The organism is Blastococcus tunisiensis (assembly GCF_900112815.1).
GTDB classification, from domain to species: Bacteria; Actinomycetota; Actinomycetes; order Mycobacteriales; family Geodermatophilaceae; genus Blastococcus_B; species Blastococcus_B tunisiensis.
Window position 1 is genome coordinate 132,906 of the sequence record NZ_FOND01000009.1, and the last position, 15,582, is coordinate 148,487.

A 15,582-nucleotide genomic window follows, 5' to 3' on the forward strand; every position below is an offset into this window, starting at 1 on the left:
GGTCAGCGACCGGTCGCCGCGCCCAGCGCCGAGGCGAAGTCCGGATGGGTGAACCGGTACCCGGACTCCTCGAGGACCGACGGGAGGGCGCGCTGCCCGGCGGTGACGCTGGAGCGCCCGAACTCGCCCAGCGCCAGGTTGATCGCGACGGCCGGCACGGGGATCACCGCGGGCCGGTGCACCTGCCGGGCCAGCTCGCGGGTGAACTCGGCGTTGGTCACCGGCGCGGGCCCGGTCAGGTTGGCCGGGCCGGAGACGTCGGCGGTCAGCAGGTGCCGCATCGCGCCGACGACGTCGGTCAGGCTGATCCACGGCCAGTACTGCCGGCCACTGCCCATCCGGCCGCCCAGGCCGAGCCGGAAGACCCGGCCGAGGACCTGCATCAGCATCGCCTCCCGGTCGAGCACCAGCCCCGTCCGCAGGAGGACCACTCGCACCCCGGCCGACTCCGCGGGCGCGGTGGCCGCCTCCCACTGCTCGCAGAGCCGGGCCAGGAAGTCCGTTCCCGCAGGGTCCCGCTCGGTCACCGTCCGGGATCCCGTGTCGCCGTAGTAGCCCACCGCGGACGCCGACAGGAGCACGCGCGGCCGGGTCGGATCGGCCGCGGCGGCAGCGGCGAGCGCCGTGCTGATGGTCGTCGTCGCGTCGATCCGGCTGCTCAGCAGCCGCTCCTTGTAGCCGGAGGTGAACGGCCGGGGACGGATGGGCGTCCCGCCGAGGTTGACGACCGCGTCGACGTCGGCCAGCAGCGCCGGGTCGATGCGGTGGTGCTGGGGGTCCCAGCGGTGCTCCTCGGCGGTCCGCGGAGTGCGGCGGACCAGGGTCAGCACCTCGTGGCCGTCCGCGCGCAGGGCGGGCAGGAGCGCGCCCCCGATCAGGCCCGAGGCGCCGGACACGGCGATCTTCACGAACTTCTCCTCACGCCGCACGCGACGGCGGGCCCCTGCAGGGGCCCGCCGCGAGCGCGCGAGTGGTGGGGGGCGGGGGGTCCGTGCTCAGGCGAGCCCGAGCTCGCCCTGGAACTGGCCGGCCTCGAGCCGTTCACGGACGGTGGTGAGGAATCGCGCCGCGTCCGCGCCGTCGACGATGCGGTGGTCGTAGGTCAGCGCCAGGTAGACCATGGACCGGACGGCGATGACCTCGCCGAGCTCGGGATCGTTGACGACGACCGGGCGCTTCACCACCGACCCGACGCCCAGGATGGCCACCTGCGGCTGGTTGATGATCGGGGTGTCGAACAGGGCACCCCGGCTGCCGGTGTTGGTCAGCGTGAACGTCCCGCCGCCCAGCTCGTCCGGGGTGACCTTGTTCGAGCGGGTCCGCTCGGCCAGGTCGGCGATCTTCCGCGCGATCCCGCCCAGGCTGAGGTCCCCGGCGTCGTGGATGACCGGCACCAGCAGCCCGCGCTCGGTGTCCACCGCGACACCGAGGTTCTCGGCGTCGTGGTAGGTGACGGTGCCCGCCTCCTGGTCGATCGAGGAGTTCACCGACGGGTGGGCCTTGAGCGCCTCGACCGAGGCCTTCGCGAAGAACGGCAGGAACGACAGCTTGACGCCCTCGCGGGCCTCGAAGTCGCCCTTGGCCTGCTGGCGCAGGTTCGCGATGCGGGTGACGTCGGCCTCGACCACCGTGGTGAGCTGGGCGCTGACCTGCAGCGACTCCACCATCCGGCGGGCGATGACGGTCCGCAGCCGCGACATCTTCTCCGTGCGACCGCGCAGCGACGTGTCGGGCGTGGCCGCCGGGGACGGGGTCCTGGGCCCGCTCGAGGCGGCGGCCGGGGCCGGGGCGGCCGCCGGGGCAGCCGGCTTCTCGGCGGCGGCGAGCACGTCCTGCTTGCGGATGCGACCGCCGACACCGCTGCCGGACAGGGACCCGAGGTCGACGCCCTTCTCGGCCGCGAGCCGACGGACGAGAGGAGTCACGTAGGCGCCGGACCCGTCCCCGCCGGAGGACTGCTGGGCAGGCGCCTGGGGGGCCACCTGGGGCGGCGGCGCGGACGTCGGCGAGCTGGCCGGCTGTGCGCCGCTGGCGCCGTAGTCGCCACCGGGCTGCGCCGTCTCGTCGGCTGCGGGCTTGGCCTCCGGGGCCGCCTGCGGCTCCTCCTGGGCGGGCTCCTCCTGCGCGGGGGCTTCCTGCGCGGGGGCTTCCTGAGCGGGGGCTTCCTGAGCGGGGGCTTCCTGAGCGGGGGCGGAGCCGCCGCCGGCACCGCCGATCACGGCCAGCTGGGCGCCGACGTCGACGGTCTCGTCCTCGTTGACGGTGATCTCCAGCAGCGTGCCGCTGACCGGGGAGGGGATCTCGGTGTCGACCTTGTCGGTGGAGACCTCCAGCAGGGGCTCGTCCGCCGAGACCTCGTCACCCACGGACTTCAGCCACCGCGTGACGGTGCCCTCGGTGACGCTCTCACCGAGCGCCGGCATGGTCACCGGCGTCCCCTCGCCACCGCCGGAGCCCCCGCCACCGCCGGACCCGCTGTCGGCCGAAGCAGGCTCCGGCTGCTCCTGCGGGGCGGGCTGCTCCTCCTGCTGCGGCTCCGGCGCCGCGTCCTCGACCTGCTCGTCGGGCGTCTGGGGGGTGTCCGCGTCGTCGGCGGAGGCGGGCGGAGCGGCCTCGCCACCGCCTCCGCCGTCGCCGTCGCCGTCGCCACCGATGACGGCGAGCTCGGCGCCGACCTCGACGGTCTCGTCCTCGGCGACCAGGATCTTGGTCAGCACCCCGGCGGCCGGGGAGGGGATCTCCGTGTCGACCTTGTCGGTCGACACCTCGAGGAGGGGTTCGTCCGCCTCGACCTGCTCACCCTCCTGCTTGAGCCAGCGGGTGACCGTGCCCTCGGTGACGCTCTCGCCCAGGGCGGGCATGGTGACGGAGGTCGGCATCGGGGCAGTGCTCCTTCTGGCGTGGGGGAGTGGGGGACGAGCGGTCGATCAGCCGTGCACGTGCAGGGGCTTGCCGGCTAGGGCGAGGTGGGCCTCGCCCAGCGCTTCGCTCTGGGTCGGGTGCGGGTGGATGAGGCTCGCGACGTCGTCGGCCTCGGCCTCCCAGTTGTAGATGAGCTGCGCCTCGGCGATGAGCTCGCCGACGTGGCCACCCACCATGTGGATGCCGACGACCGGACCGTCCTCGGCCTGGATCAGCTTCACCGCGCCCGTCGTCTTCAGGATCTGGCTGCGGCCGTTGCCGGCCAGGTCGTAGGTGAGGGTCTTCACCTCGCCGTACTTCTCCTTGGCCTGCGTCTCGGTCAGGCCCACCGAGGCGACCTCGGGGTCGGAGTAGGTGATCCGTGGGACGCCCGCGTAGTCGATCGGCGCGGGCTTGAGGCCGGCGAGGCGCTCGGCGACGAGGATCCCCTCGCCGAAGCCCACGTGGGCCAGCTGCAGCGTCGGGATGAGGTCGCCGACGGCGGAGACCGTCGGGACGCTCGTCTGGCAGTACTCGTCGACGAGGACGTAGCCGCGGTCCATCTGCACGCCGGCTTCCTCGTAGCCGAGGCCCTCGCTCACCGGCCCGCGGCCCACGGCGACCAGCAGCAGCTCGGCCTCGATCTCCTTGCCGTTCTCGAGGGAGACCTTGACGCCGTTGTCGGTGCTCTGGACACCGGAGAAGCGGCTGCCCAGCTCGAAGCCGATCTTGCGGCGTCGGAAAGCGCGCTCCAGCAGCTTGGAGGAGGACTCGTCCTCGAGCGGGACGAGGTGGGGGAGGGCCTCGACGATGGTGACGTCGACCCCGAAGGACTTCCAGGCGCTGGCGAACTCGCAGCCGATCACGCCCCCACCGAGGATGATCGCCGACGCCGGGACCCGGTCCAGGTTGAGCGCGTGGTCGCTGGTGATGACGCGGGTGCCGTCGATGTCGAGACCCGGGAGGCTGCGGGCGTAGGACCCGGTGGCCAGCAGGACGTGCTTGCCCTCGTAGGTCTCGCCGTTGACCTCGACGGTGGTGGGGGAGGTCAGCCGGCCCTCGCCCTCGACGTAGGTGATCTTGCGGGCCTTCACCAGGCCCTGCAGGCCCTTGTAGAGCTTGGAGATCACGCCGTCCTTGTAGGCGTTGACGCCGTCCATGTCGATGCCTGCCAGGGACGTCTTCACGCCGAACTGCTCGCCCTCGCGCGCCAGGTCGGCGACCTCGCCGGCGTGCAGCAGCGCCTTGGTGGGGATGCAGCCACGGTGCAGGCAGGTGCCGCCGACCTTGTCCCTCTCGATGAGGACGACGTTCAGGCCCAGCTCGGATGCGCGGAAGGCCGCGGCGTAGCCACCGGAGCCACCACCGAGGATGACCAGGTCGGCGGGGGAGGTGGGTGAGCTCACGAGATCTCCTCGGTGCAGTCGTCGGCGTCCCGCTCGTGCGGCGCGGGGGCCGCGGGGGCAGTGCCCCTCATCCTGCCACTCCGGGAACGACCCGGCCCGGAGCACCGTTGCCATGCGGGGCGTGCCGATGATCACGAGCCCGCCAGGGGGCCGGGACCGACGACGGGAGAGACGCGATGGGGCTGTTCGACCGGCTGCGCGGGCGGGGACGTCGTCCGGCGGGCAGGGCGCGGGACGGCGGGCGGGGGAGCACCCTCGACCGCGCCTCGCACCGCACGGACCTGAGCCACCTCGAGCAGTTCGTGGCCAGCCGCCGCGGGGTGGAGGGCTACGTCGAGCCCCGCACCACGGTCACCGAGACCACGATCGTGCTGGTCGCCGCGGACGGGGAGTGGACCCGGCGCCGCATCGACGGCCCGGACGTCGCCCGCCGGCTCTCCAAGGACCTCGCGATCCCGGTGTACGACGCGCAGGTCACCGGCTATCCGCAGCGGATGCGCGACTGGAGCGCCCGCCAGAAGACGAACCGGCTGGAGTGAGCGTCGGCGGCGTCGCGGGCATCCACCCTCACCGCGCGGCGTCCTCCCCCACGGTGGGCGGTGGGGGAGGACGCGCCACGATCAGGTGAGCTGATCCCGGCCGGGATCAGTCCTTCTGGACGAGGGCCTCGATCGTGGCCAGCAGGGTGCGGACCGGGACGCCGGTGCCGCCCTTGGGCGTGTACCCCCAGGGCGCGCCGGTGTTGTAGCTCGGGCCGGCGATGTCGATGTGCGCCCACGGCAGGCCGTCCGGCACGAACTCCTTGAGGAAGTGCCCGCCGACGAGCATGCCGCCCATCCGGTCGGCGTTGGCGTTCACGAAGTCGGCGATGGGGGAGTCCAGCCCCTTCCGCAGCTCCGCCGGCAGCGGCATCGGCCACATACCCTCGCCGCTGCGCTCGGAGGCGGCGACGACGGCGTCCCGCAGGTCGTCGCTGCCCATGACCCCGGCGGTGCGGGAGCCCAGCGCGACCATCTGGGCGCCGGTCAGCGTCGACGTCTCGAGCAGGTAGTCCGGCTTGTCCTCGGCGGCGCGGGCGATCGCGTCGGCCAGGACGACCCGGCCCTCGGCGTCGGTGTTGGTGATCTCGGCCTTCTTGCCGTTGCGGAAGGTCACGACGTCGGCGGGCCGGTACGCGGTGCCGCTGGGCAGGTTCTCGGCGATCGGCACGGTGGCCACCACGTCGACGGGCAGCCGGAGCTGGGCGACCAGGCAGACGGTGGCGATCACGGCCGCGGCACCGGCCATGTCGCTCTTCATGTCCTCCATCTTCAGCGCCGGCTTGATGGACAGGCCGCCGCTGTCGAAGGTGATGCCCTTGCCGACCAGCGCGATCTTCCGGCGCGCACCGCGACCCGAGTAGGCGAGGCGGAGCAGGCGCGGCTTGCGGGTCGAGCCCTGGCCGACGGCGAGGATGCCGCCGTAGCCGCCGGCGGCCAGCGCGTCCTCGTCGAGGATCTCGGCCGCCAGGCCCACCTTCTCGCCGGCCGCGGCACCGCGGGCGGCCAGCTCGGCCGGGTACAGGTCGTTGGGCGGGGTGTTCACCAGGTCGCGCACCAGGGCGACGGCGTCGGCGACGGCCCGGACCCGCCGGAGCGCGTCCTCGGCCGCCCCGGCGTCCGGCACGACGATGGTGATCTCGCTCGGCGGGACCGGGCGGCCCGCCGGGAGGTCGGACTTGTACGCGGTGAACTCGTAGGCGCCCAGGAGCGCGCCCTCGCCGACGGCGTGCAGCCGGTCGGCGTCCGGGGTGCCACCGACGGCGGCGAGCAGGCTGACGACCGCACGGCGTCCGCCCAGCGCCCGGCTGGCGGCACCGGCGGCCCGGCGCACCGCCTCGGGCCGGTAGCCCCCGGACGCGTCGGGCGCACCCAGGCCGGCCACGGCCACGACGGGGAAGGGGCCCTGCCCGAAGGAGGGCATGCGGGTGACCTCGTCCTCGGCGCCGCGGGCGCCGAGATCGGCGAGCGCGGGCAGCAGGCGCCCGCCGAGCAGCCGGTCCACGGCCTCCGCGCCGGGTGTCGGCAGCGGCCCGTCGGGGCCCTTGCCGACGGCGACGACGACGGCGTCCCCGGTCAGCTTCTCCAGCGGGTGGTCGGTGGCGGTGATCGTCGGCGGCACCGCTCGATCGTAGGGGCCGGCGTTAGCGTGGCCCGCATGAGCCCGCTGACCTCCCCTCTCCACGACCGGCACGTGGCGGCCGGCGCGAAGTTCGCCGACTTCGGCGGCTGGTCGATGCCCGTCGAGTACGCCGGCGGCGGCGTGCTGGCCGAGCACGCCGCAGTGCGGTCCGGCGTCGGGCTGTTCGACGTCTCGCACCTGGGGACGGCCACGGTCCGCGGCGCCGGGGCGGCGGCGTTCGTCGACTCCTGCCTGACCAACGACCTGTCCCGCATCGGTCCCGGGCAGGCGCAGTACTCGCTGTGCTGCCTGCCCGACGGCGACCCGCAGGCCGGCGGGGTCCTCGACGACCTGATCGTCTACCTGCACGGCCCGGACGACGTCCTGCTGGTGCCGAACGCCGCCAACGCCGCCGAGGTCGTGCGGCGTCTGACGGAGGCCGCGCCGGCCGGGATCACGGTCGCCGACCGGCACACCGAGGTGGCCGTCCTGGCGCTGCAGGGACCGCGGTCGCTGCAGGTGCTCGAGCTGCTCGGCCTGCCGGGCGAGCTGGCGTACATGTCGTTCGTGACCGGCACCGGGGCGCACGGATCCGCGGAGGTGACCGTCTGCCGCACCGGCTACACGGGGGAGCACGGCTACGAGCTGCTCGTCGACGCCGCGCACGCGGGGGCCCTGTGGGACGCGGTGCTGGAGGCCGGCCAGGACCAGGATCTCCGGGTCTGCGGCCTCGGCGCGCGGGACACGCTGCGCACCGAGATGGGGTACCCGCTGCACGGCCACGAGCTGTCGCGGGAGATCACCCCCAACCAGGCGCGCGCCGGCTGGGCGGTGGGCTGGGCGAAGCCGGCGTTCTGGGGCCGCGAGGCACTGCTCGCGGAGAAGGAGGCCGGCCCGCCCCGCGTGCTCCGGGGGCTGCGGGCCGACGGCCGGGGCATCCCGCGGCCCGGCATGGCGGTCCTCGACCCCGAGGGGGAGCGGGTCGGCGAGGTCACCAGCGGCACGTTCTCCCCGACCCTGCGCACCGGGATCGCGCTGGCGCTGGTCGCTACCGCGGCCGGCGCGCACCCCGGCAGTACGCTCGCCGTGGACGTCCGGGGCCGGTTGCAGGCGGTGCAGGTGGTCGAGCTCCCGTTCGTCGAGTCGCACGTGCGCTGACGCTCCGGTCGGGGCCCTCGCTCAGCCCGCGTTCTTGCGCGTCGGGTCGCTGTCGCCCTTCTCCGGCTCCGCCTTCGCCGGCAGCGTGTCGGCCTTCACCGCGTCCCGCCGGCCCATCGGCAGCGGTTCGCCGTCGGTGGTGTCCTGCGCCGTCTGGTGCTCGGCCTCGGAGTTGATCTCGGCGCCGAGCAGCACGAGGTAGCAGGTCAGGTACAGCCACAGCATCAGCACGATCACCCCGGCGATCGCGCCGTAGGTCTTGTCGTAGGACCCGAAGTTGTTGACGTAGAGGGTGAAGCCGAGGCTCACCAGCGCCCACACCACGGTGACGACGACCGAGCCCAGGCTGACCCAGCGGAAGCGCGGGGCGTCCCGGTCCGGTGCCACCCGGTAGAGCACGGCCAGCGAGCCGGCGACGACGGCGAGCAGCGCCACCCAGCGCGCGACCTCCACCAGCACCGTGCCGACGCCGCCCAGGGGCAGCGCATCGATGACGATGGGCAGCACGGCGACCAGGCCGATGGTGAGGACGACGAAGACGATCGCGCCCAGTGTGAGCCCCAGCGAGAGCGCGCGGAGCTTGACGAAGTTGCGGGTCTCCACCTCGTCGTAGGCGATGTTGACCGCCTTGACGAGGTTGTTGACGCCTCCGGAGGCGCTCCACAGGGCGGCCAGGATCGAGATGATCAGGCTCAGCGTCAGGGCGCCGCCCGCGTTCTCGGTGACGGCGGTGACCTGGTCGGTGACCAGTTCCCGTGCCTCGCGGGGCAGGCCGCTGGTGAACTCCTCGACCTGCTCCGCCGCCTCCTCCGCCGAGGCGACGAGCCCGTAGATCGAGATCAGCGCGAGCAGCGCGGGGAAGATCGCCAGGAAGCCGAAGAAGGCGACGCCGCCGGCGATGATCGGCATGTTGTCGGCGTTGTTCTCCGCCCACGCCCGCTTGAGCACCTGCAGCCAGCCCCGGGCGGGGATCTGGGCCGGGGAGCGGGCGCCGACGCCCGGCAGCTCCTCGGGCGGCGGGGCGTCCGGGGGGAGCGTCCGAGGATCGTGCGGTGGCCCACCGGCCGCCGCCGCCTCGGCGGCCGCCGCGCGCCGGGCGGCCTTCTCCTCGACCCGCTGCCGGATCCGGTCGACGCTGCTCTCACGGCGCCTGGTGCCGGTCATGGGGTGCTCCTCGCAGTGCGGGCGACGACGGTCGGCTGGCCGGGGTCCTCAGTCTCCCGGCCACGCACCCGTGAGCTTGGTGAACGTGTCGGCGCCGATCCGGTCGATGGCGGCCTTCGTGGCGGCGAAGATGGCGCCCTGCAGTGCCGCCGCCACGATGATCTCCCATATGGGGTACTCGCTCTGCAGGGCGCTCGGAGCGTCCTCCTCGTCCGACACCAGTTTCCACACCTGCTTGAAGACGGCGCCGGACACCGCCCCGGCCGCGATGCCGGCCACCAGGCCGATCGGCCGGTAGGCGAGCTTGGCTCCCTTGCTCAACGCTTCCTCCTCGCGACGCGACGGGCCGTGACCTTGGCATTCTGCACGGCACGCCGCTGTTCCCTGGCGGCACGCCTGCGCCGCTTCTGGGCCCGCTTGCGCTCCTTCTGCGCCGCCGTGCGGCGGGCGGCCAGTTCCTTGCGCGCCCGCTTCGCCTCGCGCCGGCCGCCGACGCGGGCCCCGACGACGAGTTCCTCGGTGCTCGCCCGCCGCCGCTTCCGCCGCCGGCGCCACAGCACCAGGCCCACCAGGCCGACCAGCGCCGCGCCGGCGCCGGCCACCGCCGGCGGGCTCTCCCGGTAGGTCTCGACGGCGGTGTCCTTGGCCCGCGCCGCGGTCTCCTTGGCGCGGGCGGGGACGTCCAGGCGCTGGCTGAGCTCGTCGACGGTGCGGCCGAGCTCGGCGCGGGTCGCCTCGATGTCCGCCCTGATGGCGTCGGGATCGGTGGGGCCGTTGCCGGCCGCGCTCTGCCCGTCTCCCGGATCACTCGGTGTGCTCACCGCCGTGCACTCTCCTTCACGGTCGAGATGTCGGTCTTGACGCTGGAGATCGCCTCGGTCGGCACCGGCGGGGAGCCCTTCTCGACGTCCTTCTTGCCGACGAGCGCGAGCACACCGGCGACGGCGAACAGGGCCACCGCGACGATGAGCGCGGCCAGCCAGGCCGGCAGGACGAGGGCGAGGGCGAGGATCGCCGTGGTGATGAGCGCGGCCAGGCCGAAGAAGGCGACCAGGCCGGCACCGCCGAAGAGGCCGGCCCCGACGCCGAGCTTCTTGGCCTTCTGGGTCATCTCGGCCTGGGCGAGGCGGGCCTCGTCCCGGACCAGACGGCTGAGCTGCTCGGTGAGCTGGCTGATCAGCTGTCCGGTCGACGCGTTCTCGGGTACCGGCTGCTCGTCGGCGCGGGTGGCGCCGGTGGCGGCCTGGGAACGGGGTGCAGTCATCGGTCCTCCGGACGGGACGGGGTCGATGACCTGCCATGCCCGCGCGGGCGCCGCCGTAACCGGACGGCGGGTTCCGGCACGGGCGCGGGCGGGTCGCTAGCCTGCCTGCATGACCTGGACCTGGCGCCTCGAGGACTCCTCCGGAGCGGCCGTCGAGCCCTCCTCCATCGGCGTGGCGGTGCCGGGCGCCGACAACCAGGGCGACGCGGAGTCCTGGCTCGGCGAGAACTGGCGGGAGCTGCTGGACAAGGGCGTGGCCACGGTGACGCTCCTCGACGGCGACGAGGAGGTCTACCGGATGGGCCTCGCCGCCTCCTGAAGGACCCCGTCCGGAGTCTCGCCGCGAGCGTGCGTGCGGCGCGCGGGACGGGGTCCTCCCACTAGCCCCGGGCGGTCTTGGCCGGGTCGCGCTCCACGACGTCGCCGAGGACCTGGTCGATCCGGGTCAGGACGTCGTCGTCCAGCCGGACACCGGAGGCCCGGACGTTGTCGTGCACCTGCTCGGGTCGGGTGGCGCCGATGATCGCCGCGCCGACGTTCGGGTTCTGCAGCACCCAGGCGATCGCCAGCTGGGCCATCGACAGGCCGAGGTCGTCGGCGATCGGGCGCAGCCCCTGGACGGCGGACAGGATGTCGTCCCGGAGGAAGCCCCGCATCGACGTCCCGGCCTCGGCGTGGCCGCCCCGGCTGTCGGCCGGCGGCTGCTGCCCCGGCAGGTACTTGCCGGTCAGCACGCCCTGGGCCAGCGGCGACCAGACGATCTGCGACAGCCCCTCCTTCTCCGACGTCGGCACGACCTCGGACTCGATGACCCGCCAGAGCATCGAGTACTGCGGCTGGTTGCTGATCAGCTGGACGTCCAGCTCGCGGGCCAGTGCGGCACCGGCGGCGATCTGCTCGGCGTTCCACTCGGAGACACCGATGTAGAGCACCTTGCCCGCCCGCACCAGGTCGGCGAACGCGGTCATCGTCTCCTCGAGCGGCACGGTCGGGTCGTAGCGGTGGGCCTGGTAGAGGTCGACGTAGTCGGTCCGGAGCCGCTCCAGCGAGGCGTGGCAGCTCTCGACGATGTGCTTGCGCGACAGTCCCCGGTCGTTCCTCCCGGGACCGGTGGGCCAGTAGACCTTGGTGAACAGCTCGTAGGAGGAGCGGCGCTGGCCCTCCAGCGCACGGCCGAGGACCGCCTCGGCCCGGGTGCCGGCGTAGACGTCGGCGGTGTCGAAGGTGGTGATGCCTGCGTCGAGGGCGGCCCGCACGCAGGCGAGTGCAGCGTCCTCCTCGACCTGCCCACCGTGGGTGAGCCAGTTGCCGTAGGCGATCTCGGAGATGTTCAGGCCTGAGCGGCCGAGGCGTCGGAATTCCACGGACGGCGACGTTAGTAGAAGGACCCCTCGCCCCCCACCGCTCGCACGCTCGCTGCGGGCCCCTGCGGGGGGCCTGGGAGGACCGCGCGTCCGGCCCCGGGCGTCAGCGTCGTCCCGTCCGGCACGGTGCGGGCGCCGTGGACGGCGAGCCGGCCGGCCAGTTCCGTCGCCGGCGGGTTGTGGTGGCTCAGGTGCACGGCGACCACGTCGGTCGCATCGGTGACCGCCCCGACGGCGCGCAGGCGGGCCAGCTGGTCGGGGAACGTCGCGAGGTCCAGGTGCCGGGTGCCGTGGTCGAACACGTCGCCGAAGGTCTGCTCGATCAGGACGAGGTCGAACGCGGCTCCGCGGGTGGCGAGGACGGCGGGCTCCGGCAACGGCCCGGTGTCGGTGGCGTACAGCAGCCGGCCGCCGTCCGGGCCGGTCACGTCGTAGAGCACGGTCGGCACGTCGTGGTCGGCCGCCAGTGCCCGGACCCGGTGACCGGCGAGGTCGAGGACGTCGCCGGGCTCGACCGCCGTGAGGCGCACCGGGCCGTCCGGGGCCAGCCACGGCCGGCACTCCTCGAGCACCGGCGCCGGCCCCACCACGGTGAGCGGCGCCGTCGGCCGTGCCCAGTGCCGCCAGAGCAGCGAGAACGGCGAGCAGTGGTCGGGGTGGGCGTGCGTCACGAGCACCGTGTGCACCCGCCCGAGGGAGATCCCGCCGGGCGGCAGCCCCGGGGCCAGGTCCAGCAGCAGGACGCCGTCGACCAGCGCCGAGGTGGGCCGGCGCTGCTCGTCCCGGCGCCGGGCGTCGGTGCACGACTCGCAGCCGCACCAGGGGTTGGGCCAGCCGTCGGCCGCACCCGTGCCCAGGAGGGTGACCTCCATCAGGCGGCGGTCAGGTCGCGCTCAGACCTCGGCGCCCAGGGGCACGTCGGGCTTGGGGAACCGCCAGCGCCGGATCATCGTCGACCGGCTGATCCCGTACCAGGTCAGTCCGCGGGTCTTCGTCGTCTCGGGGTGGCGCTCGGCGACCTTCTGCTTGATCTTGCGGCTCAGGACCACGGAGTCGACGATCAGCAGCAGGAAGAAGCCGAAGAGCAGGAAGCTCGCGTAGTTCCGGAGCGTCACGCTCGGCGCGATCGTCCCGATCAGGGCGACCCCGGCGATGGCGAGGAAGAAGCTGCCGACGTTGCGGCGGGAGTCGACGACGTCGCGGACCAGCTTCCGCACCGGTCCGCGGTCGCGCGCCGGCAGGTAGGCGTCGTCCCCGCGGGCCGCGCCCTGGCGGGTGGCGGCCCGCTGCGCCGCGTTCTGCTCGCGCATCCGCTTGTAGGCCTCCCGGCGCGTGGTCGGCGGCGGCGGCGGCGGGCCGGGCCGGCGGCCCTGGGCCTCGTTGCGCCTGGGCGTGGGGCGACCCTTGCCGGACGCCCTGACCAGCTCCTCCGGAAGATCGGCGGAGGAAGCGGTGGCGGACGTCTCGGCGCGGTTCCGGCGGCCGGGCAGGCGGAGCTTCACGGGCTCGGAGTCTACGGGTGTGGGGAAGGAGACCTGGGAAATCGCCCCCGGCGCCGTACAGTGGTCGGCAGCAGGGGAAGAGCCACCGCAACGGCGGTGTTGGTCCGCTGAAGGACGTGCCGCAGCGGGCACCTCGGATCTGGGAGGACACAACATGTCGGTGCAGGACACCACCACCCTCGACGGCGGGGCCGGCGTCACCGGCGTCGTGCTCAGCGACCCGGCGGCCGCGAAGGTGAAGGCGCTGCTCGATCAGGAGGGCCGCGACGACCTGCGACTGCGCATCGCGGTGCAGCCGGGTGGCTGCTCCGGGCTGCGCTACCAGCTGTTCTTCGACGAGCGCTACCTCGACGGCGACCAGACCTACGAGTACGGCGGGGTCGAGGTCATCGTCGACCGCATGAGCGGGCCCTACCTCGGCGGCGCGACGATCGACTTCGTCGACAGCATCGAGAAGCAGGGCTTCACGATCGACAACCCCAACGCCGGCAGCTCCTGCGCCTGCGGGGACAGCTTCAGCTGAGCAATGACACGGCGATCCTCCGGATCGCACCGCGGCCAGCTACCGTCCCCCGGACGCGCTGAGCCGCTTCGTCCTCCCGTCGCAGGAGACCCTCCGGGCCTCCACTCGGGACGACACGACGGCCCGGTTCCCCACGACGGGGAGCCGGGCCGTCGTGCATCCGCGGGAACTACAACCGCACGGGGTAGACGGTCTCGGGGATCTCGGGCTTGATCCGCTCCTCGACGAAGATGCCGTGCCACACCATGAAGACCAGCAGCGTCCAGAGCTTGCGCGAGTGGTCCACGGGCGAGCCGTTGCGCTGGTTCTCGCGGTGCGCGGCGAGCATGGCCAGCACCTGACGGCGGTCCAGCCATTCGTCGGTCCGGCTCTCCTCGATCACCTGGCGGGCCCAGTCGTGCAGGTCCTCGGCCAGCCAGTGCCGGGTGGGCACGGGGAACCCGAGCTTCCGCCGGTTCAGCACGTGCGCCGGCACGATCTGCTCCAGGGCCCGCCGCAGGGCGTACTTCGTGGTCTCCCGGGTCACCCGCTGGTCGACCGGCAGGGTGCTGGCGACCGCGAACACCTCGGGGTCGAGGAAGGGCACGCGCAGCTCGAGGGAGTTGGCCATCGTCATCTTGTCGGCCTTGACCAGGATGTCGCCGCGCAGCCAGGTGAACAGGTCGACGTACTGCATGGCGGTGACGTCGTCGTAGCCGGCCGCACGGGTGCGCTCGTACAGCTCGCGCGTGACCGTGACGTGGGAGAGGTCGGGGTCGCGGCGTTCGAGGAACCCGAGCTCGTCGTCCCGGAAGATCCGGGCGTTGCCGTAGTACCGCTGCTCCAGCGGGATCGCGCCACGGCGCAGCAGGTCCTTGCCCCGCATGCCGTCGGGCAGGCGGGTGGACAGTGTGCCCAGGGCGCGCCGCAGCACGGCGGGCATGCGGTCGAACGCCGCGAGCGACAGGGGCTCGCGGTAGATGTTGTAGCCACCGAACAGCTCGTCGGCGCCCTCGCCGGAGAGCACCACCTTCACGTGCTTGCGGGCCTCGCGGGCGATGAAGTAGAGCGGCACGAGCGCCGGGTCGGCGACCGGGTCGTCGAGGTACCAGACGACCAGCGGGATGGCCTCGGCGAACTCCGCGGCCGTCACCACCTTCGTGATGTGCTCCACGCCGATCGCGGCCGCCGACTCCGCTGCCACGTCGATCTCGGAGAAGCCCTGCCGCTCGAAGCCGGTGGTGAAGGTGAGCAGCTTCGGGTTGTACCGCTTGGCCAGCGCGGCGATCGCGGTGGAGTCGATGCCGCCGGAGAGGAAGGAGCCGACCGTCACGTCGGCCCGCATGTGCATGCGGACCGAGTCGTCGAGCACGTCGGCGATCCGGTCGTAGACGGCCTGCTGCTCGTCCTTCGCGACCGGCCGGACCGGGAAGGAGGGATGGAAGTAGCGCGTCGTGGTCAGCTCGCCGTCGCGGACGGTGAAGCTCGTCCCGCTCTCGATCCGGCGGATCCCGGCGTGCAGGGTCGCCGGCTCGGGGACGTACTGCAGGGTCAGGTAGTGCTGCAGCGAGGCGCCGTCGACGCCGCCGGCGGCCGCGCTGCCGCCGAGCACCTCCAGCAGGGCCTTCTTCTCCGAGGAGAAGACGATCCCTCCGTCGGCGAGCCGGGCGGTGAACAGAGGCTTGATGCCGAAGGGGTCGCGGGCGCCGAAGACCGTCTGCTCCTGGGTGTCCCAGATCAGGAACGCGAACATGCCGCGGAGGCGGTGGACGACGTCGGCACCCCAGAGGTGGTACCCGGCCACGATCGCCTCGGTGTCGCCCTCGGTCGCGAACTGCGCCCCCTGGGCGGCCAGCTCGGCCCGGAGCTCGAGGTAGTTGTAGATCTCGCCGTTGAAGACGATCCGGTAGCGGCCGTCCGCGTAGGGCATGGGCTGGTGGCTGTGCTCGATGTCGATGAAGGACAGCCGGTTGAAGCCGAACACCGCCCGGCCGTCCCACCAGGCCTCGTTCTCGTCGGGGCCGCGGTGCCGCATGCAGTGCTGGGCGCCGCGCACCGCGTCGACGGTCGCGTCGTCGACCCGGTCGGCGTCGGTGGAGAAGTAGGCGAGCAGGCCACACATCAGGCGCGAATCCTCGGGGCTGGGGAGCGGGTCGGGAGG

The 15,582-nt window shown here is 73.3% G+C and carries 16 protein-coding genes; 4 read left to right on the plus strand and 12 right to left on the minus strand.

What is annotated here, in order from left to right:
• Positions 1 to 2: 2 nt before the first annotated feature.
• The 3 genes from BM142_RS13030 to lpdA all read right to left on the minus strand — a co-directional run bounded on the left by BM142_RS13030 (position 3) and on the right by lpdA (position 4,307).
• Positions 3 to 908, minus strand: a complete 906-nt coding sequence (locus tag BM142_RS13030; RefSeq protein ID WP_092199218.1) for a TIGR01777 family oxidoreductase — start codon at positions 906 to 908, stop codon at positions 3 to 5.
• Positions 909 to 995: 87 nt separating this feature from the next.
• Entirely contained in the window at positions 996 to 2,879 is a 1,884-nt protein-coding gene (gene sucB / locus BM142_RS13035) for a 2-oxoglutarate dehydrogenase, E2 component, dihydrolipoamide succinyltransferase (protein WP_092199221.1), read from the minus strand.
• A 48-nt stretch (positions 2,880 to 2,927) separates the two neighbouring features.
• Complete coding sequence (gene lpdA / locus BM142_RS13040; protein ID WP_092199224.1) at positions 2,928 to 4,307, minus strand: dihydrolipoyl dehydrogenase; 1,380 nt, start codon at positions 4,305 to 4,307, stop codon at positions 2,928 to 2,930.
• Positions 4,308 to 4,483: 176 nt separating this feature from the next.
• Between lpdA and BM142_RS13045 the strand changes: the two genes are divergently transcribed.
• Positions 4,484 to 4,846, plus strand: coding sequence for an oxidoreductase (locus BM142_RS13045; RefSeq protein ID WP_092199227.1), 363 nt, complete (start codon positions 4,484 to 4,486; stop codon positions 4,844 to 4,846).
• A 106-nt stretch (positions 4,847 to 4,952) separates the two neighbouring features.
• Here the strand turns inward: BM142_RS13045 and BM142_RS13050 are convergent, their stop codons facing one another.
• The gene (locus BM142_RS13050) at positions 4,953 to 6,467 is read right to left on the minus strand and encodes a leucyl aminopeptidase (RefSeq protein ID WP_092199229.1); all 1,515 of its coding nucleotides are present in this window, start codon (positions 6,465 to 6,467) and stop codon (positions 4,953 to 4,955) included.
• A 36-nt stretch (positions 6,468 to 6,503) separates the two neighbouring features.
• Between BM142_RS13050 and gcvT the strand changes: the two genes are divergently transcribed.
• Complete coding sequence (gcvT, locus tag BM142_RS13055; protein WP_092199232.1) at positions 6,504 to 7,625, plus strand: glycine cleavage system aminomethyltransferase GcvT; 1,122 nt, start codon at positions 6,504 to 6,506, stop codon at positions 7,623 to 7,625.
• 21 nt (positions 7,626 to 7,646) lie between these two features.
• Here the strand turns inward: gcvT and BM142_RS13060 are convergent, their stop codons facing one another.
• The 4 genes from BM142_RS13060 to BM142_RS13075 are packed head-to-tail and all read right to left on the minus strand — an operon-like array spanning position 7,647 to position 10,053.
• Positions 7,647 to 8,789, minus strand: coding sequence for a YihY/virulence factor BrkB family protein (locus tag BM142_RS13060; protein ID WP_092199235.1), 1,143 nt, complete (start codon positions 8,787 to 8,789; stop codon positions 7,647 to 7,649).
• Between the two features lie 48 nt (positions 8,790 to 8,837).
• A complete protein-coding gene (locus BM142_RS13065; protein WP_092199238.1) occupies positions 8,838 to 9,110 on the minus strand; it encodes a DUF4235 domain-containing protein in 273 nt (90 codons plus the stop codon).
• Positions 9,107 to 9,610, minus strand: coding sequence for a DUF3618 domain-containing protein (locus tag BM142_RS13070; protein WP_092199241.1), 504 nt, complete (start codon positions 9,608 to 9,610; stop codon positions 9,107 to 9,109). Before BM142_RS13070 ends, BM142_RS13065 begins: the two co-directional genes overlap by 4 nt.
• Positions 9,607 to 10,053: a phage holin family protein gene (locus BM142_RS13075; protein ID WP_092199244.1), complete on the minus strand. Its 447-nt coding sequence runs from the start codon at positions 10,051 to 10,053 to the stop codon at positions 9,607 to 9,609. Before BM142_RS13075 ends, BM142_RS13070 begins: the two co-directional genes overlap by 4 nt.
• A 109-nt stretch (positions 10,054 to 10,162) precedes the next feature.
• Between BM142_RS13075 and BM142_RS13080 the strand changes: the two genes are divergently transcribed.
• A complete protein-coding gene (locus BM142_RS13080) occupies positions 10,163 to 10,372 on the plus strand; it encodes a hypothetical protein (RefSeq protein ID WP_092199247.1) in 210 nt (69 codons plus the stop codon).
• Between the two features lie 61 nt (positions 10,373 to 10,433).
• On the opposite strand, the gene BM142_RS13085 is transcribed toward BM142_RS13080, so the two are convergent.
• Genes BM142_RS13085 through BM142_RS13095 form a run of 3 tightly spaced genes read right to left on the minus strand, consistent with a single transcriptional unit; the run spans position 10,434 to position 12,919 of the window.
• Complete coding sequence (locus BM142_RS13085) at positions 10,434 to 11,417, minus strand: aldo/keto reductase family protein (protein ID WP_092199250.1); 984 nt, start codon at positions 11,415 to 11,417, stop codon at positions 10,434 to 10,436.
• An 11-nt stretch (positions 11,418 to 11,428) separates the two neighbouring features.
• Positions 11,429 to 12,289 carry an MBL fold metallo-hydrolase gene (locus BM142_RS13090; RefSeq protein ID WP_092199253.1) on the minus strand — a complete coding sequence of 287 codons (861 nt, stop codon included), beginning with the start codon at positions 12,287 to 12,289 and terminating at the stop codon, positions 11,429 to 11,431.
• Positions 12,290 to 12,310: 21 nt separating this feature from the next.
• The gene (locus BM142_RS13095) at positions 12,311 to 12,919 is read right to left on the minus strand and encodes a DUF3043 domain-containing protein (RefSeq protein ID WP_092199256.1); all 609 of its coding nucleotides are present in this window, start codon (positions 12,917 to 12,919) and stop codon (positions 12,311 to 12,313) included.
• A gap of 154 nt (positions 12,920 to 13,073) precedes the next feature.
• On the opposite strand from BM142_RS13095, the gene BM142_RS13100 reads away from it, so the two are divergent.
• Positions 13,074 to 13,442 carry a HesB/IscA family protein gene (locus BM142_RS13100; protein WP_092199259.1) on the plus strand — a complete coding sequence of 123 codons (369 nt, stop codon included), beginning with the start codon at positions 13,074 to 13,076 and terminating at the stop codon, positions 13,440 to 13,442.
• A 169-nt stretch (positions 13,443 to 13,611) separates the two neighbouring features.
• Here BM142_RS13100 and asnB read toward each other — a convergent pair whose 3' ends face one another.
• The gene (asnB, locus tag BM142_RS13105) at positions 13,612 to 15,543 is read right to left on the minus strand and encodes an asparagine synthase (glutamine-hydrolyzing) (RefSeq protein WP_092199262.1); all 1,932 of its coding nucleotides are present in this window, start codon (positions 15,541 to 15,543) and stop codon (positions 13,612 to 13,614) included.
• Between the last annotated feature and the right edge of the window lie 39 nt (positions 15,544 to 15,582).